This window comes from Streptomyces sp. NPDC048192 (assembly GCF_043202415.1).
Taxonomy (GTDB): domain Bacteria; phylum Actinomycetota; class Actinomycetes; order Streptomycetales; family Streptomycetaceae; genus Streptomyces.
This window is the reverse complement of the sequence record NZ_JBIDAL010000031.1, coordinates 1-22,133: the sequence shown is the minus strand read 5'-3', so window position 1 is coordinate 22,133 and position 22,133 is coordinate 1. Positions and strand designations below refer to the sequence as shown.

Annotated in this window: 23 protein-coding genes; 17 read left to right on the top strand and 6 right to left on the bottom strand. The window is 71.8% G+C overall.

Annotated features, from left to right (window positions below; genetic code table 11):
* The first annotated feature begins 938 nt into the window (after positions 1-938).
* On the top strand, positions 939-5,993 hold the full coding sequence (mobF, locus tag ACGFZN_RS38955; protein ID WP_393863224.1) for a MobF family relaxase: 5,055 nt from the start codon (positions 939-941) through the stop codon (positions 5,991-5,993).
* 75 nt (positions 5,994-6,068) lie between these two features.
* Positions 6,069-6,512, top strand: a complete 444-nt coding sequence (locus ACGFZN_RS38950; RefSeq protein WP_393863223.1) for a hypothetical protein — start codon at positions 6,069-6,071, stop codon at positions 6,510-6,512.
* A gap of 63 nt (positions 6,513-6,575) precedes the next feature.
* Here the strand turns inward: ACGFZN_RS38950 and ACGFZN_RS38945 are convergent, their stop codons facing one another.
* The 6 genes from ACGFZN_RS38945 to ACGFZN_RS38920 all read right to left on the bottom strand — a co-directional run bounded on the left by ACGFZN_RS38945 (position 6,576) and on the right by ACGFZN_RS38920 (position 13,888).
* Complete coding sequence (locus ACGFZN_RS38945; RefSeq protein ID WP_393863222.1) at positions 6,576-7,619, bottom strand: hypothetical protein; 1,044 nt, start codon at positions 7,617-7,619, stop codon at positions 6,576-6,578.
* A 4-nt stretch (positions 7,620-7,623) separates the two neighbouring features.
* Positions 7,624-8,559: a ParA family protein gene (locus ACGFZN_RS38940; RefSeq protein ID WP_393863221.1), complete on the bottom strand. Its 936-nt coding sequence runs from the start codon at positions 8,557-8,559 to the stop codon at positions 7,624-7,626.
* Between the two features lie 89 nt (positions 8,560-8,648).
* Entirely contained in the window at positions 8,649-9,371 is a 723-nt protein-coding gene (locus ACGFZN_RS38935) for a hypothetical protein (RefSeq protein ID WP_393863220.1), read from the bottom strand.
* A complete protein-coding gene (locus ACGFZN_RS38930) occupies positions 9,372-11,723 on the bottom strand; it encodes a TraM recognition domain-containing protein (RefSeq protein WP_393863219.1) in 2,352 nt (783 codons plus the stop codon).
* Positions 11,724-12,047: 324 nt separating this feature from the next.
* Positions 12,048-13,574 carry a DUF2637 domain-containing protein gene (locus tag ACGFZN_RS38925; protein ID WP_393863218.1) on the bottom strand — a complete coding sequence of 509 codons (1,527 nt, stop codon included), beginning with the start codon at positions 13,572-13,574 and terminating at the stop codon, positions 12,048-12,050.
* A complete protein-coding gene (locus tag ACGFZN_RS38920) occupies positions 13,571-13,888 on the bottom strand; it encodes a chromosome segregation ATPase (protein ID WP_393863217.1) in 318 nt (105 codons plus the stop codon). The genes ACGFZN_RS38925 and ACGFZN_RS38920 overlap by 4 nt, the downstream gene beginning before the upstream one ends.
* Positions 13,889-14,217: 329 nt before the next feature.
* On the opposite strand from ACGFZN_RS38920, the gene ACGFZN_RS38915 reads away from it, so the two are divergent.
* The 15 genes from ACGFZN_RS38915 to ACGFZN_RS38845 form a co-directional block, all read left to right on the top strand.
* Entirely contained in the window at positions 14,218-14,547 is a 330-nt protein-coding gene (locus tag ACGFZN_RS38915; RefSeq protein WP_393863216.1) for a hypothetical protein, read from the top strand.
* A 5-nt stretch (positions 14,548-14,552) separates the two neighbouring features.
* Complete coding sequence (locus ACGFZN_RS38910; RefSeq protein ID WP_393863215.1) at positions 14,553-14,696, top strand: hypothetical protein; 144 nt, start codon at positions 14,553-14,555, stop codon at positions 14,694-14,696.
* 96 nt (positions 14,697-14,792) lie between these two features.
* Positions 14,793-15,077 (top strand): hypothetical protein, encoded by a 285-nt coding sequence (locus ACGFZN_RS38905; protein ID WP_393863214.1) that lies wholly within the window; start codon positions 14,793-14,795, stop codon positions 15,075-15,077.
* Entirely contained in the window at positions 15,074-15,358 is a 285-nt protein-coding gene (locus ACGFZN_RS38900; protein ID WP_393863213.1) for a hypothetical protein, read from the top strand. Before ACGFZN_RS38905 ends, ACGFZN_RS38900 begins: the two co-directional genes overlap by 4 nt.
* On the top strand, positions 15,358-15,669 hold the full coding sequence (locus ACGFZN_RS38895) for a hypothetical protein (RefSeq protein ID WP_393863212.1): 312 nt from the start codon (positions 15,358-15,360) through the stop codon (positions 15,667-15,669). The genes ACGFZN_RS38900 and ACGFZN_RS38895 overlap by 1 nt, the downstream gene beginning before the upstream one ends.
* Positions 15,666-16,082 carry a DUF4326 domain-containing protein gene (locus tag ACGFZN_RS38890; RefSeq protein WP_393863211.1) on the top strand — a complete coding sequence of 139 codons (417 nt, stop codon included), beginning with the start codon at positions 15,666-15,668 and terminating at the stop codon, positions 16,080-16,082. The genes ACGFZN_RS38895 and ACGFZN_RS38890 overlap by 4 nt, the downstream gene beginning before the upstream one ends.
* The gene (locus tag ACGFZN_RS38885) at positions 16,079-16,633 is read left to right on the top strand and encodes a DUF1643 domain-containing protein (RefSeq protein ID WP_393863210.1); all 555 of its coding nucleotides are present in this window, start codon (positions 16,079-16,081) and stop codon (positions 16,631-16,633) included. The genes ACGFZN_RS38890 and ACGFZN_RS38885 overlap by 4 nt, the downstream gene beginning before the upstream one ends.
* Complete coding sequence (locus ACGFZN_RS38880) at positions 16,630-17,718, top strand: DnaB-like helicase N-terminal domain-containing protein (protein ID WP_393863209.1); 1,089 nt, start codon at positions 16,630-16,632, stop codon at positions 17,716-17,718. The genes ACGFZN_RS38885 and ACGFZN_RS38880 overlap by 4 nt, the downstream gene beginning before the upstream one ends.
* A complete protein-coding gene (locus tag ACGFZN_RS38875; protein WP_393863208.1) occupies positions 17,715-18,476 on the top strand; it encodes a hypothetical protein in 762 nt (253 codons plus the stop codon). Before ACGFZN_RS38880 ends, ACGFZN_RS38875 begins: the two co-directional genes overlap by 4 nt.
* Positions 18,473-18,820: a hypothetical protein gene (locus ACGFZN_RS38870; RefSeq protein WP_393863207.1), complete on the top strand. Its 348-nt coding sequence runs from the start codon at positions 18,473-18,475 to the stop codon at positions 18,818-18,820. The genes ACGFZN_RS38875 and ACGFZN_RS38870 overlap by 4 nt, the downstream gene beginning before the upstream one ends.
* Positions 18,821-18,852: 32 nt before the next feature.
* Entirely contained in the window at positions 18,853-19,233 is a 381-nt protein-coding gene (locus ACGFZN_RS38865) for a hypothetical protein (protein WP_393863206.1), read from the top strand.
* Positions 19,230-19,796: a hypothetical protein gene (locus tag ACGFZN_RS38860; RefSeq protein WP_393863205.1), complete on the top strand. Its 567-nt coding sequence runs from the start codon at positions 19,230-19,232 to the stop codon at positions 19,794-19,796. The genes ACGFZN_RS38865 and ACGFZN_RS38860 overlap by 4 nt, the downstream gene beginning before the upstream one ends.
* A gap of 70 nt (positions 19,797-19,866) precedes the next feature.
* Positions 19,867-21,501, top strand: coding sequence for a hypothetical protein (locus ACGFZN_RS38855; RefSeq protein ID WP_393863204.1), 1,635 nt, complete (start codon positions 19,867-19,869; stop codon positions 21,499-21,501).
* Positions 21,502-21,506: 5 nt separating this feature from the next.
* Entirely contained in the window at positions 21,507-21,824 is a 318-nt protein-coding gene (locus ACGFZN_RS38850; RefSeq protein WP_393863203.1) for a hypothetical protein, read from the top strand.
* Positions 21,825-21,850: 26 nt separating this feature from the next.
* Positions 21,851-22,133: hypothetical protein (locus ACGFZN_RS38845; RefSeq protein ID WP_393863202.1), on the top strand; the 283-nt coding region annotated here is incomplete at its 3' end.

Below are 22,133 nucleotides of genomic sequence, written 5' to 3'. Positions count from 1 at the left end.
CGGTGGGGCAGGGTGCGGGGAAGGCGGGGTGGGGAACCCGGGGGGGAACCCGGGCGGGGATGTTCGTCTGCGACTCGCGGCAGCATTCCCCGCCGTTGCTTCCCCACCGAGTGGGGAAGACGTACGCCGTCCGGCGGGGTGGGGAAGCAGCCGCCCGTGGGGAACTTCCCCAGCGGCCGGGGGTGGGGAAGACCGTGCGGATGGGGAAGTTCCCCGGCTCGCCGGACTTCCCCGGCGCGGCCGAGTTCCCCACCTTCCCCACGCTCGACGCGACTTCCCCGGTCCCGGGGAACGGGTGCGGCCGGAGCTTCCCCAGCCGCCGCCGAGGGTGCGCCGCCGTTCCCCACGCGCAGCACGGCGGGCGGGGAACTTCCCCGGCGCCGGTCACGCACTGTGGCCGCCCGGCCCGGTCCGGCGGGGAAGCCGGCCGCCGCGCCAGGCGCGCGCGGCCGGGGTGGGTGGGGAAGGCCGCCGACGTTCGCCGACCGCCCTTCGGTAACAGTCGACCCCCGCCGGGAAGCCCGGCGGGGGTCGCTGTCGTCGGTGCCGACCGTAGCGCATGCGCCCGCACGGTGGCCACCACGGCTTCCCGGTTCCGGCGACGGCCGGCCGTCTCGGGGTTCCGCAGCGCGCGCCCGGAGTTGGGCGCGGCCCCGTGGCCGCCGACCGGAGCATTCCGGTACAAACCGCGCGCGTCTCAAGGCCCGTGGGCCCAAGCCCCGCCGCCCGGCGAACCCGTGAAGGCCCCTCAAGAGGCAGACTTAAATGGGACATTCTGACCCTCTGCAGCCCTAGGCCATCGGACCTCATCTCTCATCTTGATCATCCGGACCACCTACAGACCGTAAGACTCATGCTCACTACAACAAACCAGCACACCTATGCATCACGATCCGATGGCTGTTGTTGATCTTGAAAAACAGCTACGCTGCGTTGCAATGCTTTCGATCTCCGCTGGTAGCGACCCTCGGTACCTGACCAAGGAAGTTGGTCAGGGCGCCGAGCACTACTACCTGCGCAGCATCGGCGAGGCGGGCGAGCCGCCCGGCTACTGGCTCGGCGACGGGCTGGAGGAGCTGGGCCTGTCCGGCGAGGTCCAGAACGACGTCTTCGAGGACCTGTTCACGCACTGGATCGACCCGCGCAAGCGGGACGAGATGTACGCCAAGCTCGAAGCGATCCCGCACGAGGAGGGCACCGAGGAGTACGCCAAGGCGGAGAAGAAGATCCGCAAGGAGGCGACCCTCGGCAACGCCCCGAAGAACTACGAGAAGGCGTTCGAGAAGCGCCTGGACGCGGCGATGGAGAAGGCCCGCGCGCAGGCCCCGGGCGGTGAGCTGAGCCCGGAGCAGATCAAGAGCATCGAGTTCTCCGTCCGCAAGGAAGCCCCCTCCGCGACGCTGTACTACGACCTCACGTTCTCCGCGCCGAAGTCCTGGTCGGTCTACCACGCCTCGCTGCAGGTCAAGGCGATGGAGGCGCGCGAGGCGGGCGACCTGGAGACGGCAGCGGAGTACACCCGCCAGGCCGAGGAGGTCTGGGACTGCTGGAAGGAAGGCGTCCAGGCCGGCATCCAGTACATGCAGGAGGAGGCGGGCTACTCCCGCGCCGGACACCACGGCAAGGCCGTCGAGGGCCGCGCGGCCGGCCGGTACGTGGACGCCCACGAGTTCATCGTCGCCGGATTCGCCCAGCACACCAGCCGGAACGACGACCCCCAGCTGCACGTCCACGCGACCGTGCTGGCGAAGGTCAAGACGGTCGACGTCGACCCGGTCACCGGTCAGGAGAAGACCGTGTGGCGCTCCCTGGACGGCCGGGGCCTGTTCAAGCACAAGCAGGCCGCCGGGCACATCGCGGAGTTCGTCAGCAACGAGGCGCTGGAGCGCGTCAGGGGCGTCCGCGTCGAGATGCGCCCCGACGGCAAGGCCCGCGAGATCGTGGGGATCTCCCAGGAGCGGCGCGACCTGCACAGCAGCCGCCGCAGGGGCATCGTCGAGGGCGTCGCCGAGCTGGAGAAGGCGTACGAGGAGAAGATGGGCGTCAAGCCCAACGCCTACGTGCTGGCCCGCATGTCGGAGTACGTCACGCTCGACCAGCGCAACGCCAAGAAGCACGACGCCACCACCCGTGAGCAGCTGCTTCAGCGCTGGGAGAAGGCCACCCAGGAGCGCTTCCGCGAGAGCCTCGCGGACGTCCCGGACCTGGTCGCCGAGCGTTCCGCCGTGCACCAGCTGCACCGGCCGGCCAAGCCCTTCGACCCCGAGGTCATCCAGCGCCGGGCGATCGAGGCCGTGCAGGAGCAAAAGCCCACCTGGACCAGGCCCGACCTGATCGTGGAGCTGACCAAGCAGCTGCCCGACACGCTCGGCGGGCTGGAGGCCCACCAGGTCACCGACCTGCTCAACCAGCTGGCCGACGACGCCCTGTCCCCCACCGCCGACAACGGCGTGGTCTGCACGAAGGCCCCGGCCCTGGTCGACATCCCGGCCGAGCTGCAGCGCCGCGACGGCACGTTCATCTACGAGCCCAACCCCTCGACCTGGGACCGCTACGCCACCGAGGAGCACCTGCGCGTCGAGGACCGGCTGCGGAAGTTCGCGGGCGAGCGCGGCGCCCCCACCGTGCCCATCGAGCTGGTCGAGGAAGTCATCGAGCGTCGCGGCCTCAAGGGTGCCCAGGCCGACTTCGTCCGCGCCGCGGCCACCTCCGGCCGCAAGGTCGACCTGCTGGTCGGCCCGGCCGGCGCGGGCAAGAGCTACACCATGGCCGCCCTCACCGAGGTCTGGGAGTCCTACGAGAACCGGCAGGTCATCGGTCTGGCCAGCGGCCAGCGCGCCGCCGAGGTCCTCAAGGAAGAGGGCATCGAGAACGTCGCCAACATCAGCAAGCTGCTGGACGTCCACAAGGAGATCGCCGATGGGCGTCCTCCCCGGGACGCCGACAAGTACCGAATTCCGCGGGGTGCGCTGGTCATCCTCGACGAGAACGGGATGACCGACACCACCGACATCGACGAGATCCGCAAGCTGGTCGAGGCCGCGGGCGCCAAGTGCATTCCCGCCGGCGACCCGGCGCAGCTGCCCGCCGTCGGCGCGGGTGGCATGTTCGCGCAGTGGGTCGAGGAGGCACCGGGAGTGCACTTCCTCGACGAGGTCCGCCGCTTCCGGGACGTCGACCCCGTCACCGGGGAGAAGGTCACGCGGCAGTGGGAGGCCGACGCCTCGCTCAAGCTGCGCACCGGCGACGCCGCCGCGCTGGAGCAGTACGAGCTGCACGGCCGGTTCCGTGGCGGCTCCGCCGAGGAGATGACCGAGCGCGCCTACCGGGCGTGGCTGACCGACTTCCGCGACAACAAGAACCCGCTGCTCATCGCCTCCGACAACGCCCAGGTCGCGGAGCTGTCGGCCCGGGTGCGCGCCGACCTGGTCCGTCTCGGCGAGGTCTCCGAGCACGGTGTGGTGCTGCGCACCGGCCGCGAGGAGCACGGCATCGAGACCAAGGCGGGCGTGGGCGACCTCATCCAGCTGCGCCGCAACGACCGGAAGATCACGGCCGAGAACGGCGACTTCGCGGTCAACCGCACGGTCGCCAAGGTCACCGGCATCAGCGACAACGGGGCGCTGACGGTGAGGCTGGAGGACGGCGCCCTCATGCACCTGCCGGCCGCGTACGTGCAGGAGCACGTCGAGCTGGCCTACGCGGCGACCGTGCACGGCGCCCAGGGCCGCACGGTCGGGGTGTGCCACTCCCTGGTCGACCCGGCGATGACCAGCCGGGAGGCGCTGTACGTCATGCTCACCCGTGGCGAGGGCGGGAACTTCGGCTACGTCATCACCTACCGGGACGGCGACGGCATCAAGCCGGAGGAGGTCCCCCACCACCTCGCCGCGCTCAACTCGACGCTGCAGCGCAGCAGCCTGGAGAAGACCGCGACGAAGGTGATCGAGGCCGAGCTGGAGCGCCGGGAGAACCTTGCGGTCCTCCAGCCGGCCTGGTCGGGGGTCAAGGACCAGAAGGCCGACGAGAAGTACAGCCGGGCCCTGTACCAGGCGCTGGGCCCCGAGGAGTACGAGCGTCTGCGCTCGGAGGAGTCCTACGGCAGCCTGATGCGGCTGGCCCGGCACGTCGAGGAGCAGGGCTACGACGCCGAGGACCTGCTGGTGCGCACCGCCCGCTCCCGCGAGCTGGACACCGCCAAGGATCACGCCGCGTCCCTGCACTGGCGTCTTGAGCGGGCCTTCGAGTACGCCGAGCGTGCCAAGGTCCTCGCCGAGGAGGCCGAGCAGCGCGCCGCGCTGGCCGAGCAGCGGCAGAAGGTCGACGCCGCGATCGAGGCCGCGCACCAGCCGGTCGACCCGGCCGAGCTGCAGCAGCTGGCCGAGGCCGAGGCTCCGCACGCCGAGCTGCTCAAGCAGGCGCTCTCGGAGCAGCTGCACGTGGAGACCCTCCAGTTCAGCGACGACGAGGAGGACCAGGAGAAGCAGCAGGAGCAGCTGGCGGACGCCCGCGAGGCCGCCGGCGAGCTGGACGCCGCCGACGTCGAGGACCTGGTCCTCGACGAGCCCGCCGTCGAGGAGGTGAACCCCCACTTCGAGGAGCTGATGAAGCAGAACGAAGCCTTCACGATGAACGTGGAGGTCCTCCACGCGGGCCAGGACAACGAGGTCGCCCAGCGGCAGGCCGCCGAGCGCGAGGCACAGTGGGAGGCCATGGACTCCTACACCGCCCGCACCCCGGAGCTTGAGGGCGAGCTGGGCCGCGTCATGCAGGAGTGGGCGGCCGAGATGGACCAGCGCACCGAGCGGCTTGGTCAGCGCGTCGCCGAGGAACAGCCGGCGTGGGCGATCGAGCGCCTGGGCCCGGTGCCCGAGGACCCGATCGCGCGGGCCGACTGGGAGCTGCGGGCCGGCCGGGTCGAGCGCTACCGCGAGGCCCACGGCCACGACGACGAGCGCAACGCCATCGGCCCGCAGCCGCCCCGCGGCTCGGTCGAGGCCCGCGCCGACTGGGAGCGGGCACGCCGGGCCCTGGGGGTCGACGAGCGCGAGGCCGACATCGCCCGCGCGTCCGACGAGACGCTGCGCAAGATGGTCGAGCGCGCCGAGCGGGAGGAGAGCTGGGCCCCGCCGTACGTGGCCGACGACATGCAGAAGGCCTTCACCGCACAGCGGGACTTCGCCGACCAGGCCACGCAGATGGAGCTGCGCGCCCAGGAGATGGCGGAGAAGGAGGCCGCCGAGCACGAGCAGCGGATCACCGAGACCATGGACGCTGTGTCGCGGGCGGGCGGCTACACCTACCCGCAGATGTGGCAGAACCAGGTGATGGAGCTGCAGCAGGCGACCACCCTGCAGGCGGACATCGACCCCAGCGAGCTGGTCAAGGACACCCTCGACCGGGCGGAGACCAGCCGCAGCATCGCCGAGACGATGGGCGAGCGCGCGCTGAGGCTCCAGGAGATCCAGGAGACCCGCGAGCAGTGGGTCGAGGAGACCCAGACCGTCCGCGACGAAGCCGACCTCGCCAAGCGCGAGCTGGAGCGCCGGGCCCCCGCGCCGGAGCCCGAGCTCGACGCCCCGGAGGCCCCCGACGCCCCGGCCGCGCCGACCGCGCCGGCGCCCCAGATGTCGGCGGAGGAAGAACTCATGCAGGCCATGGAGCAGGCCCGCCTCGCTCAGGAGATCCTCCAGCAGCGCGCCCAGGAGCGGGAGCAGGCCGCCGAGCAGCAGCGGGAGGCGGAGCGCCAGCAGCCGCAGGCTGAGGAGATCGAGCGCGAGCGCCGCAACACCGGCATGGACTTCGAGGCCGAGTACGCACGGCTGGGCCGGGAACTGGCCGAGCACGACCGCGACATGGAGCCGACCCCGGGCTCCCCGGCCGCCACGCCCGAGCCGGAGGTCGCCGCGCCGGAGCCCGAGCCCGTTGCGGCCCCGGCCCCGGAGCCCCCAGCGCCGCCGATGCCGGACTTCGACAACGACATCGACATGTAGCCGAAGGGCCAGCGGAGCACCCGCTGGCCCTTCGAGCTTCTGCCCCGTGTCCGCGCGGCCCGCTACGGTGCCCCTATGGCTGAGAACCCGATGTGGAACAGGCCGGGCGCTGTGCCGCCGGCCGGGGCGCCCGCGACCTCCCAGCAGCCGGTCCCTCCCCCTCCGGACACGGCGCCCGCCGCAGTCATGGTCGGGAAGCGCACCGTCGCCGAGGTCGCCGCCATCGTCGACAACATGGAGTACGCGGTGCGAGCCAAGGGCTACGAGCTGGAGGAGTGGCACCAGGGCATCCTCGCCGCGTACACCTGGGTGCTCGGTGTCGCGGCGACTGCTCCCCTCACCGGCCGTACCTCCCATGGCATCCCCGACGCCGCGCAGCTGCGAGCCGAGGATGACGCGGCCGAGGAAGCGCTGCGCTCGGGACCGCGCCGCAAGTACGCCAACGGCGTGCAGCACGCGGTGATGTGGGTGCGCGGCCTGACTGACGACCAGCCCTGGCTGATGTGGCAGAAGGACTGATGCCGACCCTCTGAACACGACGAAGCCCGCCCCAAGCCCGGGGCGGGCTTCGTCGTTGCCGGGTCAGACCGAGGCACCCTCCGGCTGCTCGGCTTCTTCGTGCTCGGCCTGCGCTGGCACGGACACGACCATCGGGCCCGGGGCCCGGTCGGTCACGCCCTGCAGCTCACGGGTGATGGTGCGCAGATCCTTGATGAGCGTGCTGTAGCGCTCCGGGTCGTGCTCGGCGACCGCCTCCTTGAAGGTGGGCGCCTTGATGGTCTTGCGGACCGTCTTGAGGGCCCGGAGCGCTTCGTCGAGCGCGTCGAGGTTCGGAGTGTCGACGATCTCCGCGTCGATGATGCCGTCCTCCGCCTCCCCGGCGCCCTCCGTCTCTCCGTCCGAGGATTCGGGACCAATTGGTCCAGCGAGCGCTTCGAGCGCCAGCTCCTGCAGGACCGCCTTCCGCTGCTCGGTCTCCTCCGGCAGCTCCGTCTTCTCGACCCTCGTGCGGACGTCGGCCATCACCTTCGCGGTCGCTTTCGCCCCGGTCTCGGCCGCCGTCGTGGTCGTGACGATGTAGATGTCTTCGGCGACGTCCTGGGGCAGGGTCTTTTTGTCCTTGCCCTTGGCCTTGACCAGTTCGCGGATCTGTCCCTCGATGGGGGCCGTGCCGGTGCGGGCGGTGATGGCCAGGGCGAGCGTGGAGCCGGTCACCCAGCGGCGGGCCTGACGGGGCACCACGTCCGGCACCAGGTCGGCCATGTACGCCTCGATGGTGGGGTGGGTCCCCCGGAACCACTGGCCCTTCTTGGCCGCGGCGAAGCCCTGCCCCATCACCCAGATCGCGGCCTTGCCGACCTTGCTGGCTGCGAGGATGACCGTCTCGGTCTCCTCCTTCTGCTGCTTCTCCGTGTCCGACAGCGGGGAGACGTCGCCCTCTTCGACTTCCGCGACGTCGTCGAGGCGGGGCAGGGAGCCGGCCAGGGCCACCACGGAGTCGAAGACGACCTTGGGGTCCTGCTTCGGGACGTCGAGGAGCTTGCCGGTCTGCGTGTCGACGTCGCTGCCGCTGTCTCCGCCGAGGCCGGCGAACTCGTCGTCGTCGACGTCCTGGTTGCGTGCCACGTCGTCAGCTCACCTTCTGCTTGGGGGCGATGAGGAGATCAGCCGCCCGGTCGTAGTCGAGGGTCGGTTTCTCGTTCGGAGTATGCATCCGCAGCGGGCGCTTCCCCAGCGACGCCCACCCGGCCTGGGTCGACTCGCGGCACGGGACGATCAGGGCGTCGGGGAACGCCTTGTTCATCTCCCGCCCGATCCGGCGGTGCAGGGAGTCCTTCTTAAAGTCGGTGAAGAACACCGCGCGGACCTGCAGCGAGGGGTTCATGCGCTGGCGGACGGTCTTGATGGTGGTGACCACCGAGCCCGTGCCGACGACCTCCAGGCCGCCGTCCTGGACGGCGATGGCGACGTCGTCGGAGGCGACCAGGGCCGCCACGGTGAGCTTGCCGAGGTTGGGGCCCGAGTCGATGAGCGTGACGTCCCAGTCGTCGGTGTCGGCCCGCAGCGCGTCGCGCAGCAGCGACTCAGGGCTGAACACCTGCTGGGGCGTGGCGTTCTCGACGTCGCCGAGGCTCGGGTCGGAGGGCACCAGGTACAGGCCCTTGTAGACGGTGGGGTAGGTGACCTCGCGCAGCGTCGCCTCGCCGAAGAAGACGTCGCGCAGCGTGCGCCGGTCCTTCGCATCGGCCGGGTAGCAGGTCTCCTTGAGCCAGACCGAGAGCGCCGCCTTCTGGGGGTCGGCGTCGATCAGCCGCACGCGCAGACCGCGGGCCGCGTACGCCATCGCCAGCTCCAGGGCGGTGATGGTCTTGCCCACGCCGCCCTTCTGGTTGGCCAGGGCGATGACCCGGGGCGAGATGGCCGGCTGGAAGGTGGGCGGCACGACGATGCCTGGCCGCCACGCGTGAAACGTGGTGTCCACGTCCCATTCGGTGACGATGTCGAGGAATTCGAGATCCACATCGAGCACCGGCACAGGTACTGTCTGGGGTTGCAGTGCAGTCATAGCCCGGACCGTACCGGGTGCACACGCAGCAACGGCCCGCTCCGTCGTTTGACGGGCGGGCCGTTTGTTGACTGCTGCAGGATGGGGCGTCAGTCGCCCGATTCCTTCTCGCCGTCGTCCTTCTTCTCCGGCTTACGGCGCTTGGCGATGTTGCGCTCGACGTACTCGAAGAAGCCGGGGTCCACGAAGTCCTTGATGGTGAACGCCGGCGGCGCCGGGTTGGGCACCTCGTCCGTGGGCTGCTTGGGCATCGGCACCTTGTGCTTGGGGTTCGGCAGCCCGTCGCGCGGGAGGCCGCAGTTCTTCAGCTCCTCCTTGAGCAGCTGCTCGGTCTGCGGCCACCAGCGGTACTCCCACTCCAGCGCCCGGGTCGGCGGGACCTTCGTAGTCTCGTACGACCACTGGTGGGCGCCGCGCAGCGCGGTCAGCACGATCCGCAGCCGGGGGTGTCGGTACCAGCACGGCTTCCATACGTCCTGGGCGTAGACGGGCCACAAGAAGTTCTGGCACCACTCGGTCATCCAGTCCCACAGCTGGCGGGCCTGGTCCTGGTCGATGTCGTCGGTCCAGTTCGGGGAGACGCCCGGCCAGTCCGGCTCGGGCTCCGGCTCCGGCTCGGCCTGCATCGCCGCGAGTGCCTCGGTGATCGCGGCGAGCTGCTCCTTGTGCTCGCCCAGCTTGAGGAGGATGTCCTCCTGGCCCTGCTTGAGCTTCTGGTTTTCCAGCTCCGCGAGGCGCTTGCGGGCGTCGGAGACGTTGCCCGTCAGGGTCAGCAGCATGTCGCTGACGCTGACCTTCATGTCGTCTGCCACTTAGAACCCCGTCTCGTCGTCGTCGCCCCAGCCGTCGTCCGCCGCCGGCGCGTCGTCGGTGCCGGTCTTGCGCAGCGGGATGGGCGCGGCCGTGGTCTGCTCGGCGGGCTTGTCCGCGACGGGCGCGGGCTGCGGCGGCACCTGCTCGAGGTGGCCGGTCGGCTCGAAGTCCGGCTCCGGCGGGATGACCGGGGGCTGCGCGGGCCGGGGCGGCACGACCTCGCCGCGCAGCACCTGGGCGTCGCGCGGGCCGGGCAGCCGCGTGGTCGACCAGGCGCTGGCCGCCGGGTCGGCCGTCCACGGGCTGGTGTCCGGGCCGGTCGGCGCCCAGGGGTCCTGGGGCTGCGCCGGGCCCCACAGGTCCGCCGGCGCTTCCTGCACGGGCGGGGCGAGGGGCGGCGCGGGCGTCCAGGCCGGCGGGGCGAGCTTGGCCTTGCGCTTGCGGGCCTTGAGTTCCGCCCGCGCGGCCTTCTTGTCCGCCTTCTCCGCGTTCTTGATGTCCTTGCGGTCCCACACCGCGGTGAAGTGCGCGACGACCGGGCCGCCGAGGTGCTTGCGCAGGATGAGGATCTCGCCGGGCTCCAGGTTCATGATGTCCGCGGGCGTCATGGTGTCGACCTCGACCTTGGTCCAGGACACCGACTCCTTCATGGTGCCGTCCGGGCCGGGGGTCTTGGAGTGGCTGTCCTTCTTCTCCTTGTGCTTGCCGCACAGTTCGGACAGGTCCTGCAGGTGCTCCTTGTTGGACAGGCCGCCCAGGACCAGCTTCACGCAGTTGTCCCAGATGGTCTGGTAGCCGTACTTCCCCCACCGCTCGTAGATCTGCGCCGGGCTCTGGAAGCACGCGTGGATGTTGATGCCCAGGCCGCGGCTGTCGGCGGTCCACAGCTGCAGCGGCACGCTGCAGATCAGCGCCGCTTCGTCCAGGACCATCGTCCAGGGCGGGTCCAGGCGCCCGCCCTTGTTCATCGGGGCCAGCTGCCGGGCGGTCTCGTAGATCTCACCGGTGAGGCAGGTGAACAGCGGGCCGATGCTGCCCATGCCGTCCTCGCGGCCGAGCAGGTACAGCGTGTCGCGCGAGGCGAGGTACGCGGCGATGTCGAACTGCGGCGTGCCCGGGGCGTGGGCCGCCTCGACGATCTTCTGGACGCGCGGCGCGTCGAGGAACATGAACGTCTTGGACAGCGTTCCGAACACGTTCTCCGAGGTCGTGGGCTTGCCCTCGACCTTCTGCACCTGCTCCAGGTCCTCCTTCCAGCCGCGCGGGGCGACCGGACGGGAGGGGTTGAACGGGTCGGGGTGCTCGTACTTCTCGAAGATGGCGATGGCTTCGGTGTTGCGCACGCTCTTGGTCCAGCGCGCCACGTCCAGCAGGCTCAGCCCGTCGGCGTCCGCCGCCCACAGGAACGCCTTGAGCACGCTGTAGCTGGCGGTCTGCCAGAAGGTGCGGTTCTCCACGCCCTTGGTCGCGTCCGAGCCTTCGAGCAGGTACTGGGCCCGGCGCATGGAGCGCTCGACACCGAGTTCGGGGTCGGCGCAGCCGATGACCGGGTCCCAGGCGATGTTGGAGTCCCGGCCGGCGATGCCCTGCGGATTCCAGATCAGGATGCGGCCGACCCGGGCGCGCATCCGCTCGGTCCACTCGACGATGTCGAACTTCGTGGAGGTCGCCAGCACGGCACCTTCGGCGTCGATGATCCAGTTGGCGATCTTGGCCGTCTTGCCCGCGCCCATCGGCGCCAGCATCAGGGAGCTTTCCTCGATCGACATGTACAGGTGCAGCTTGGTCTTGCGGTCCTGCCCCAGGTAGACGCCCACGGCGTTGGTGGGCACCTTGCGCGCCGGCACGTCGGCCAGCGAGGGGCGCAGCGTCTTGCGCTTCTTGACGAGCTGGGCGCGGCCGAGGTGCTTGCGCAGCTTCCGCTTGGACGCGAACCCGTCGGTGGTGCCCGCGAAGTCGAAGTCGCCGCGGACCTTCATGTATCCGGCGCCGGCCAGCCCCACGACCATCGCCACGGTGAGCAGCGGCTGGTTCTCGAACAGTGTCGCCCCGCCTTCGGCCAGGCCGCCGAAGATGGTGCTCAGGATGTGGGCCGGGCTGTCGTTGGTGGTGGTCTCCGCCGCGAGGAACGTGGCGGGCACGGTCAGCGCGGTGAGCCGGACGCCGGGGCGCCCCAGGGGGTTCGGGGTGGACAGCAGCACGCTGTTGAGGGTGTCGCCCTCGGTGGGCTCCCACGTCCCGGGCTGCTCGGTGCTCTCCACGGCCGTCGAACTGGCCGTTTCCATAGGGGTGGTGTCGGCGTGAAGGGTGGTCGAGTGGGTCAGGGTTCCGGCCTTACTGTTGTCGTTCACGAAGGTCTCCTTCGTCGGGGCCCCGGTGGTGCAGCAGCCGCCAAGCTCTCTATGCGCCACCGGGGCCACTCCTGTCTGTATACGTCCCTGCACTGACAAACGCGGCATCGTTTTCGCCGATCGTTACGGACCTACTGCGCGCGGTCACGCAGCCTCCCGCGGTGCGGGATGAGCTGCGAAGACTGCCCGTCAGACCGGACACCGGCGGATGCTGTGCCCGTCCTGCGGGCGCCCGCCGATCACCCCGCCGCCGGGGGTGGTGGTCGCCACTGACGATCACTGTGGCCGAGCGGCCCTGTGGACAGAGTCGGCGAATTGCGGCGGTCACCGGACGTCCTCCGAGACCGCTTCCTCACGGGGGCCGGGAACCTGCGGAGCGCTCTGCAGGTACTTCGCCAGCAGCTCCTCGGAGATGTGCGACCGCTTCACGGTGTCGAACTTCAACTCGCCGTTGCTGGCATCGGAGATCACCCGGGCCAGCGGACGTCCGCGCAGCGCACGCTCCTCCTCTGGCAGGTTCCGGTAGATCTCGGCGACCCGGGCACGGGTGTTGGCCCCGCGGCCCCCACGCGCCGGCGCCTCGCCCTCGCTGTCGTCCTCGACCCGGGCCTCCACCCGCTTCGGCGCAGTGCTGCGGGCCGGTGCAGCAGGAGCGGGCTCCGGCTGCGCGGGGACCTCAGCCACCGGCTCCGCGACGGGCTGCGGCTCGGGCTCGGGCTGCGCGTACGGCTCCGGCGCGGCGACCGGCTCCGGCTGCTCGTAGGAAATGGGCTCCGTGGGGTCGGCCGTGAACGGCTGCCCGTAGGACACCGCCGACTCCTCGACGCGGTGCTCGCGCTCGTAGGTCTCGGGCTGCGGCTCGGGCTCCGCGTACGGCGCGTACGAGGCGTGCGCCACTTCCTGCTGCCAGTCCGCCACAGGCGCCTCCGGCTGCTGGACCGGCTCGGGCTCCGGCTCCGGCTCGACCGCCGGGTGAGGGGCTTCCACCGCCAGGTGCTCGGTCTCGGGTTCCGGCTCCGGCTCCCGCTCGATCTCGGCTGTCTCCGGCTCCGTGTCCAGCACCTCGCCGGGCGGCAGTTCACGCGGCTGGAACAGCGCGGGCACCTCGTAGCCGGTGGCGGTGAGCACCGCCGGCACCGTCTCCGCCAGCGGCTTGCCGTAGCGGGCCAGCCGCAGCGGCATCAGCAGCTCGACCGGCGAACCACCCTTCCGCCCTTCCTTGGCCGCCTTGCGCCAGTTCTTGCCGAACTGCGACTGCAGCCACGTCTGGTACACGTACCGGTCCTGTTCGAGCTTGATGACCTGCTCGTAGGAGCGCAGCTCCCACAGCTTCATGCGGCGCCAGAGCAGGAACGTCGGGACCGGGGAGAGCAGCCAGCGGCTCAGCCGCACGCCCTCCATGTGCTTGTCGGCCGTGACGTCCGCGATCCGTCCGATCGCGTGGCGGGCCGCCTCGACGGAGACGACGAACAGCACCGGGATGACCGCGTGCATACCGACGCCGAGCGGGTCGGGCCAGGCCGCCGCGCCGTTGAAGGCGATGGTGGCCGCCGTCAGCAGCCAGGCGGTCTGGCGCAGCAGCGGGAACGGAATCCGAATCCACGTCAGCAGCAGGTCCAGGGCGAGCAGTACGACGATCCCGGCGTCGATGCCGACCGGGAAGACCAGGGCGAAGTCGCCGAAGCCCTTCTTCACCGCGAGGTCGTGCACCGCGGCGTACGACCCGGCGAAGCCGATGGAGGCGATGATGACGGCGCCCACGACCACCACACCGATCAGGATCTTGTGCGTCCTGGTCAGCTCCGGGATGCCCTTCGCCGTGGCGGGCTGCTCGGTCGTCTTGCCGGTCATTCGTCCCTCCCTTCGTCTTCCTCCGGCTGCGGCGGCGCCTGCAGCTGCGCGATGTGCGCGAGCGCGTTGTTCCGCAGCTCCTCCTCCGTGTCGCCGTTGAGGAGTTCGGGGTGCGCGAGCAGCAGGTCGATGCCCACGCGGATCAGCGTGTTCTCCGTGATGCGCTCGGTCTTGCGGGTCCGTGCGTCCATCAGATCCCGGGCCAGGGCGGTCAGGCCGCTGTACTGGTCATCTCGCATCGGCACCCACTTGGGTCGGCCCTCGCTCTTGGGTTGGGCCGAGCCACGCTTCGCCGGCGGGATGTTGTCGGCCATCTGTCCCCCTTGGGGTCTTGGGATTGGTGACCCCAAGAGGTTATGGGTCCGGGCCTGTGGATACGGGCCGGCCGGACGTTCGCGGACCATGGGGCCGCTCCCCATCGCCACCTCCCTGTTGTCGAGTACAGGGAAGAATCTAACCCACTAACCCTTGAACCTCAAGGGTTAGTGGGTTAGTGTTTGGGATGTAAGGCGAGAGGGGCCCCAAGGGCTTGCAGGCCCCGAGACCCCTCTCAGCCGGGGTTTGCAGACCCCGGCTTCAGAAGCCCGGACAGGCGCGTAGGACCGCCTTCCGGATCGGGACACCCCTACGTGGAGGGATCTCCGTGCGTAATTCTCTCAGCCTCATCCCCGGCGCCGACATCACGGTCGACGACGTCCCCGCCCTACGCCTGTCCCCCGAGGGCATCCGCGCCCTGCCGGTCCTCGCCGGCCCGCGCCTCGCGGTCGTCGGGCGGATCGGCCCGAAGTGCCGCGACTGCAGGGACTTCGAGCGCGTCGTCACCCGCACCGGTGTCGTCACCTGCGACAACCCCGTGCACGCCGAGGACAGGCCGCAGCTTCCGATGCGCCCGACCCCGCACGAGCGGGACGGTCGGCAGGACTCCCCGCAGCCCGCGCGCCCGCACAGCCGCGCCGCGCTGCTGGTCGGCTGACCGCCGTGACCGCCGTGATCGCCGCGATCGGCGTCACCGCCGTCATCCAGGACCCCGCCGCCAGCGAGGCGCTGCGCCGCGCGCAGGAGGCCCAGGAGGCCGCCGCCCGCGCCGCCGCCGAGCGCGCCGCCCTGCAGAGCAAGGGCTGACCACTCCCCACCTCGACCCCGGGCGGATGAGCAACCCGCCCCGCCCGGGGCCGAGCCGGACCCCCCGTCTCTTCTTCTCCTTCGCCGGAGGCTGCTGTGCCCACCTCGCGCGTCACTACGACGCTCGCCAACTTCCTCTTCGTCTCCCAGGCCCCCGTCGCCGAGTTCGCCACGAACCCGGCGCGCACCCGTGAGCTGATCCACCAGACCTCCGACCGGCTGGGCCCCAACGGCGCCGCCGCCGCGGTCGCCGAGGTCGCCTACGAGTACGGCGAGCACCCCGAGACCGCCGCCGCCCGCATCCGGGCCTGCCTGCAGGCGGTCGAGGCCGCCGGCTTCCAGAACTTCGTCCCCGGCCCCCGGCTGGCGGTGGCCCGATGAGGAAGGCCAAGCCCACCTTCACCGAGCGCGCCATCGGTCTGACCGCAGCGCTGTTCGGCGTCCTGATCGGGTTCGGCGCGCTGCGCGTCGGTGCCGGACTCCCCGACGCCGCCGGCGGAGCCTTCCTCGGCTACGTCGCAGCCGTCGTGCTCCTCCCGATGAAGATCCAGGCCGACCGCATCACGGTCGTCCTGTCCACCACCAGGACCGTCCTGATCGCGGCCGTCATCACGGGCATCGTGTTCATCGGCTTCGCCAGGGCCTTCAAGGGGCTGGTGTGATGCTGCACCTGACCGTCGACCGCGACCTCGCCAAGAAGGTCACCGCGCTCGCCACCGACGCCGACGACGCCCGCGGCCTGCTGCTCGCCCTGGGCTTCGTCGCCGAGACCGAGGACCAGGAGCCGCATCAGGACGCGAAGGTCGGCAGCGACTACGTGCCGCCCGCCAAGCGCCGGGCGGAGTGGACCCGGATGGCGGGCGAGATGAACGCCGCCGGCCGCAGCACCGCCGAGATCGCCGCCGCGCTCGCGGTCGACGAGGACCTCGCCGCCGAGCTGGTCGGCGACTGGTGGGCGGGAGTCGGCCGATGAGCACCGCCAAGCCCTTCGCCCCTGTGATGAACGGCGGGCTGCAGCTGGGCCTGTTCGGCAACGAGGACCAGGAGCAGCCCGCGGCCACCGGCCCCACGACCGTGGTGTGCCTCAAGGGCCGCCAGGGCGATCCGGAGATCGAGGGTGTCGTCTACGTCGGCCGCCCGATGTACCAGGGCGGGTGGCGCCTCGCCGGCCACCTGCTCGCCAACCCCTACCGGGTGGGCAAGCACGGTACCGCCGAGGAGGTCGTCGCCCGCTACGAGAAGTGGCTGGACGCCCACCCGGAGCTGGTCGCGCGGGAACTGCCCAAGCTCAGGGGCCAGCGGCTGGGCTGCTGGTGCCCCGAGGGCGAGCCGTGCCACGCGCGCGTGCTCGCCGCGCGGGCCGACGCGGCGGAGGTGACGCCGTGACACTGCCCGAGCAGATCAAGGCATGGGCCACCGACCAGGGCCTGACCCATCAGCAGGGGAGCGCCGGCACCGCCGTGTTCAGCTCCGACCTGGTCCACCGCTACGCCCTGACCCGCACCTGGGCACCCGGCACGCACCGCGTATACGTCCTGCTCAACCCGTCGATGGCCACCGCCGACCAGGACGACCCCACGGTCCGGCGACTGGTCGGCTTCGCCCAGCGCGACGGCCACGGCGGGCTGCTGCTGGCCAACCTGTTCGCCATCCGGTCCACCGACCCCAGCATCCTCACCACCGGGCGGCTGGACACCGTCGGCACGCACAACGACGCGCTGCTGCGGCTGCTCGCCGAGGCCGCCCACGACGTCACCGTCGGCTGGGGAGCCTGGGGCAGGCTGCAGCGGGCCGCCACCGTCGAGAAGGCCCTCACCGCCCACGGGGCGCGGCTGTGGGCCCTGGGCACCACCAGGGCCGGGCACCCGCGCCATCCGCTGTACCTCCGGGCGAACGCGCCCCTGCAGCCGTACGAGCCGGGCGGGGTGGCCCGGTGAAGAGGCTGACCCGCAGGGCGGAGGAGGCGCTGCTTGGGGCGATGCTGCACCGCCCCGAGGCGCTGCCCTCGATGCGCTGGATACCGCCGGGCACTTTCTCCCGCCCGGACTACGCCGCCCTGTGGGGAGTCCTGCACTCCATCGACTTCACCAAGGTCGCCCCGAACGACGTCCCGGCCGCCGTCACCGCGGCCGTGGCGAAGATCGAGGAGCCGGGCATCCGGCAGACCCTCACCCCGTCCCGGATCTCCCACCTGGCCAACTTAAGCGTCTGCCCCAACCCGCGCACCGCCCCGCTGTACGGCGGGATGGTGCTGGAGGCCGCGATCCACCGGGCCGTCGAGCACGCCGGCGAGCAGCTGCGCGACACCGCCCGTCAGGCCGAGGTCGACCAGGCGCTCAAGGCGCTGGAGCAGGCGGACAAGACCGGGCAGCGCCTCGCCCAGCTGGACGCCGCCTGGAAGGCCGCGCCGGAGACCGTGCGCAACCTGCTCGACACCCAGCCCGAGCAGCCGGTCACCCCGGTGCCCCGCACCGAGCGGGCCCGGGTCGATATCCAGGCCGAGGGCGAGACCGTCGCCTCCCTGCTCTACGAGCCCCGCCAGCTGCGCGAGGTCACCGGCTGGCTGCAGGAAGGCGACTTCTCCCACCCGCAGCTGGCCGCGGTCTACAAGGCGATGCGCACGCTCGACGAGCGGCACGCCCCCATCGACCCGCTGACCGTCGCCTGGGAAGCCCAGCGCCACCCCGGGCCCCAGCCCAGCGAACAGGTCCTCGCCGAGCTGGAGGAGGCCGGGATGGGCGGCACCGCCGCCTACACCGGCGAGCAGGTCCTGCACACCGCCGCCCTCGACCGGCTCGACGCGGCCGGCCACGACATCCGCAACTACAGCCGCCACCCGGGCCTCGCCCCGGGCGCCCTGGTTGACCACGCCGAGCAGGCCCTGCAGCCGGTCCACGCCGACCACGAGCGCATCCAGCACGCCGCGCGCGAGCCGGAGCTGACCAGCGACAAGGAGCCCGCCCCAGGCGCTCCCGCCCCCTCCCCCGAACTCCCCGCCCACGAGATGGAGATGGATCTGTGAACGAGCCGGTCCCGTTCAACCCGACCGAGTACCTGATCGAGCGCGAGCACCAGATCACCGCCCCGTACGTGCCGGGCGTCGAGCCGCTGCCGCCCGTGCGCAGCCTGGCCCGGGTCATCTGGGAGCACTTCGGCCGCATCGCGCCGGGCCTGGTCACCACCGCGGCGACGCTGCTGGCGTGGGGCTGGCACGAGCAGCTGCCCGAGGGCTCCACCCAGCCGCTGTGGATCAGCGGACTGCTCACCGCGCTCGCCGCCGCAGCGGGCACCGTGTCGGCAGCCAAGCAGCACGGCGACAGCGACACCACCCGCCTCGCGTTCGCGGCCGGCGGAACCCTCGCCCTGCTCGGCATCGCCGCCTGGACGCCGATCTGGTCGCTGCGCGCCCTGCTCTGGCTGGTCGGCACCGCCGCCGTCTACGCGGTGTGCGCCCCGCTGTGGCGCGGCGACCGCCGCCTGGAGCGCGAGCAGCGCCACGAGCGCGTCATGGCCCAGACCGAGGGCCGCACCCAGATCGCGCTGGCCATGGTCGAGGGACAGACCCGCGTCGCCGAGAAGGTCTGGGAGCACCGCACCGAGGTCGCCCGGGTCGAGGGCATCAGCAGGACCGTCGAGGCCCTGGTCGCCGCGAGCGAGGCGCGCGAGACCCGGGCCGTGGCGCCGGGCGACGAACTCAACGTCGCCGCACTGCTGCTGGCCGCCGGGCACGAGGCGCCGGTCGAGCTGACCGCAGCCGAGCGCGAGGAGACCGGCCGGTGAAGCCGACCGCGCCCCAGGGTCGGCTCGTCAGGCAGTGGCGCGGTCACACGGTCGAGGTCGGCGAGAAGGGGCTGCTCATCGACGGCCGCACCGTCGACCGGACCCCGCTCACCGAGAAGGACGCCGTCCGCCCGCAGGACGACGTCCGCACCCACCCGGCGCTGCAGTTCCTGCCCGGCGGCGCCCTGGTCTACCGCGGCCACGTCCAGGCCGAGGTCCACCCGCACGAGGTCACCGTGCACGGCCCCGAGGGCACCGACTGGCCGCCCGAGCCGGCCAGAGGCGATCCGGGACCAATTGGTCCCGAACCCGACCGCGACGACGACCTCGACATCGACTTCTAAGACCCCGTCACCGTACCGAGAGGAGCACCACCGTGAGCAGTACGGACACCGAGCAGGACCCCAAGGCCCTCGCCCACCAGGAGGAGGTCGCCGCCTTACTCCCGGCGCTCGCCCAGCTCGACCGGGCCGCCAGCGAGCTGGAGCAGAAGACGGCCGCCGGCGAACAGGTCACCGCCGCCGACGTCCATGCCTACGAGCAGCAGGCCGCTCACGCCCGCCACCTGGTCCACGCGGCCGGAGCCACCAGCAGGGAGGTCACCGACGCGGAGAAGGAACACCGCGGCGACGGCGACAGGGGCTTCGCCGCCCGGGGCCTGGACCACGCCACCCACACCCGCAGCTACGAGCCGACCCCGGCCGACAGCGACAGCAAGGACCGCGACCGCGACGACGACGAGGAGATCGACCTGTGAACGGCGAGAAGCACAACGGCGAGCAGCCGCAGCAGGCAGCGGACGACATCTGGGCCCCGGTCACCGTGACCGCTGAGCCCACCGGGTACGAGGGCCAGGTCGCCGCCTACGAGCGGGACCTGGACGCCGCCGGATACGGCGACACCCAGCGCCAGCGCTACATCGAGGGCTCCGGCGAGGACGCCGAGTACGCGGCCTGCCAGTGGGACGAGATGATCGTGCCCGCCGCCGAGGCCGCCGGCATCATCCCCGCCCGGCCCCTTCCGCCTGTCAGCCCCGCCGAGCAGGCCCGCGACGCCGCCCGCTCCCACGCCACCGATGAGTACTACAAGCAGCACCCGGACGACGCCTGGGAGCCCTGGGACAACGACCCGGCCAAGGAAGCCGAGTACAGGGCGTTCGTCGAAGCCCGCACGACGGCGATCCTGCAGGAGGTCGGCCCCGATCTGGCCGAGCGGATCGAGCGCGCCGGCGACTGGGAGAGGGACACCGTCGCCGCCCTGTACGCCGAGCGCGACGCCGCCGAGCCGGAGCCCGACGACGGACCCGACATCGACATGTGACGAAGCGGCAGCAAGGGACCCCGGCGGAAAGCCCCGCCGGGGTTTTTTGCGTGTGAGTACGGTGCTGTCCATGCAGATCAACGGGGCGGAACCACAACAGCGCGGGCACGTACTGCTGCTCGCGGGCGACATCGCAGCCCGACGGCGGAACGTACAGGTGGTGCCGTCCGCCAACCTCGCGGCCCTGTCGGTCGTCCCCGTGCCCGTGCTGCTCGGCAGCGACGTGCCCAGCGACACCACGTACCTCGACGGCATCCACGACCAGAACGCCCTGCAGGTCCGGCTCCGGGCCGCCGCAGCGACCCCGGGCCCGCTGCTGGTCTACCTCTCCGGCCGCCTCACCACCGACCGCCGGGGGCAGAGTCTCTACCTCGCCCTGCCGGGCACCACCGCGGCGACCGCCCGCTACGCGGCCCTGCCCTGGGAGTGGCTCGGGATCGAACTGCGCACCCGGCCGCCGGGCCTGACCACCGTGCTGTTCGACCTTGCCGCCGACAAGACCGCGTGGCCCCTGCTGCAGGAGTACGGCACGCTGCCGGCCGCCACCAACGCCGAGGTGTTCGGCGTCATCGCACCGCCCGGGTTCCCCGGCACCGAGACGGGCGTGAGCGCCTACACCCGCGCCTGGGTCGAGCAACTGCGCCGCAACCCCGACCGGCCCACCAACTCCCGGCTGCACGCCCTCACCGTGGGCACCGCCGCCCTGCCGCCGGGCTCCCTGGTCATCCCCTTCGCCCCGCAGATCAACGCCGCCCCGTCGCACGAGCCCGCGGCCCGGCCGCCGAAGTCGAACCTGCAGCGGCTGCTCGCAGGGGACACCTCCGTGCTGCCCGGCCGCCGCCGCGCCGAGGAGCCGGCCGAGGTCGCGCCGGGCCTGGACCGGATGCCGACCCCGCCCGCGCCGCAGTACGAATACCCCTCGCCCGCGCCGGTGCCGACGCCGCAGTACCAGGCCCCGGCCCCACAGCCGCAGCACTACGCCACGCCCGGACCGGTGCCCGGCGCCCCGCAACGGCAGCAGCCCGCACCCGAGTTCCCCGCGCCCGCCCCACGGCCGCCAGCGCCCGCCCAGGGCCCGTCCGCACCCGGGTACGCCGAGCCCGGCCTCGGCCCCGTCCCGGCCCACCAGCAGCGACCGGAGCCGGTCCAGCAGCCGGTCCGCGCACCCCACCCGACCCCGGCTCCGCCCGCGCCGGCGCCCCAGACCTACGTGCCGCAGCAGGCCCAGGCGCCCGCTCCACAGCCTGCTCCCGTGCAGCAGCCGGTCCCCGCGCAGCAGGACCCCCGCCCGTACATCCACGCACTCTCCGAGGCCGGGCAGCACCGCGAGGCCGCCCGCCTCGCCCAGGCGTGGGAGCAGCACACGCTGCAGACGCACGGCATCGACTCACCGCAGGCCACCCAGTGGGTCGAGATCCGGGCCGACCTCGCCAAGCGCGAGGGCAACTACCAGCTGGCGACGCAGCTGTGGATCGCCGCCGGGCGGACCCGCCTCGCCCACCAGTCGCCGGACGCGCCGGAGGTGCTCGCCGCGGCGACCAGCGCCCACCACTGCTGGACGCAGATGCCCGACCCGGGCCAGGCCCGCGAGTGCGGTCCCGAGCTGATCAGCCTGCTGCGCGCGCTGCCCGCGCTCGACCGCCGGCACCTGTCGATGGCGCAGCAGCGCCTGGAGTTCCTGCACAACACGCCCACCGGACGCTGAAGCCCGTGCACACGACGAAGGGGGAGGTCATGGACGAGGAGGAGTGGGAGGGCGAGCCGCTGTGGGCGGGGGCGTGGGAGGAGATGACCGTGCCCGTGCCGCTGGCCGCGTCTCTGCTGTGCCTGAGCCCGCACACCGTCGGGCAGCTCATCGAGGGCGGTCACCTGGTCGCCGAGCAGCGCGGCAACTTCCGCTTCGTCACGCTGGTCAGCCTGTTCGCCTACCGGCGCCGTCACTGGTCACCGGAGCTGGCCGCGCGCTACAACGCCGCGCTCGACGACGCCACGGCCCTCGACCAGGCCGCCGACCGGCTCGCCGGATAACCACCCACCACGAGGAGGAACGCAAGATGTTGATGGCAGCCGACAAGGGCGACATCAATACGATCATCGGCGGCATCGCCCCGAACTGGGGCCCCTTCGGTGCGCTCGGCACCGAGGCGAAGACGATGGTCCAGGTCGTCATGGCCGTGGCCATCCTGCTCTGTCTGGCCATCGCGATCTGGGGTGCCGCCAAGCAGCGCATCGGCGCCACCGCGCTGCGCGACACCTTCAGCGCCGAACAGGGCAAGGGCCTCATCATCGCGGGCCTGACCGGGGTGTTCATCATCGGCTCGCTCGGCACGGTGTTCA

What these genes read in the sequence shown, in the direction of transcription:
- mobF (WP_393863224.1), top strand. Translation starts at nt 939, where the DNA reads ATGCTTTCGATCTCCGCTGGTAGCGACCCTCGGTACCTGACCAAGGAA.
- ACGFZN_RS38950 (WP_393863223.1), top strand. Translation starts at nt 6,069, where the DNA reads ATGGCTGAGAACCCGATGTGGAACAGGCCGGGCGCTGTGCCGCCGGCC.
- ACGFZN_RS38940 (WP_393863221.1), bottom strand. Translation starts at nt 8,559, where the DNA reads ATGACTGCACTGCAACCCCAGACAGTACCTGTGCCGGTGCTCGATGTG.
- ACGFZN_RS38925 (WP_393863218.1), bottom strand. Translation starts at nt 13,574, where the DNA reads ATGACCGGCAAGACGACCGAGCAGCCCGCCACGGCGAAGGGCATCCCG.
- ACGFZN_RS38920 (WP_393863217.1), bottom strand. Translation starts at nt 13,888, where the DNA reads ATGGCCGACAACATCCCGCCGGCGAAGCGTGGCTCGGCCCAACCCAAG.
- ACGFZN_RS38900 (WP_393863213.1), top strand. Translation starts at nt 15,074, where the DNA reads ATGAGGAAGGCCAAGCCCACCTTCACCGAGCGCGCCATCGGTCTGACC.
- ACGFZN_RS38895 (WP_393863212.1), top strand. Translation starts at nt 15,358, where the DNA reads ATGCTGCACCTGACCGTCGACCGCGACCTCGCCAAGAAGGTCACCGCG.
- ACGFZN_RS38890 (WP_393863211.1), top strand. Translation starts at nt 15,666, where the DNA reads ATGAGCACCGCCAAGCCCTTCGCCCCTGTGATGAACGGCGGGCTGCAG.
- ACGFZN_RS38855 (WP_393863204.1), top strand. Translation starts at nt 19,867, where the DNA reads ATGCAGATCAACGGGGCGGAACCACAACAGCGCGGGCACGTACTGCTG.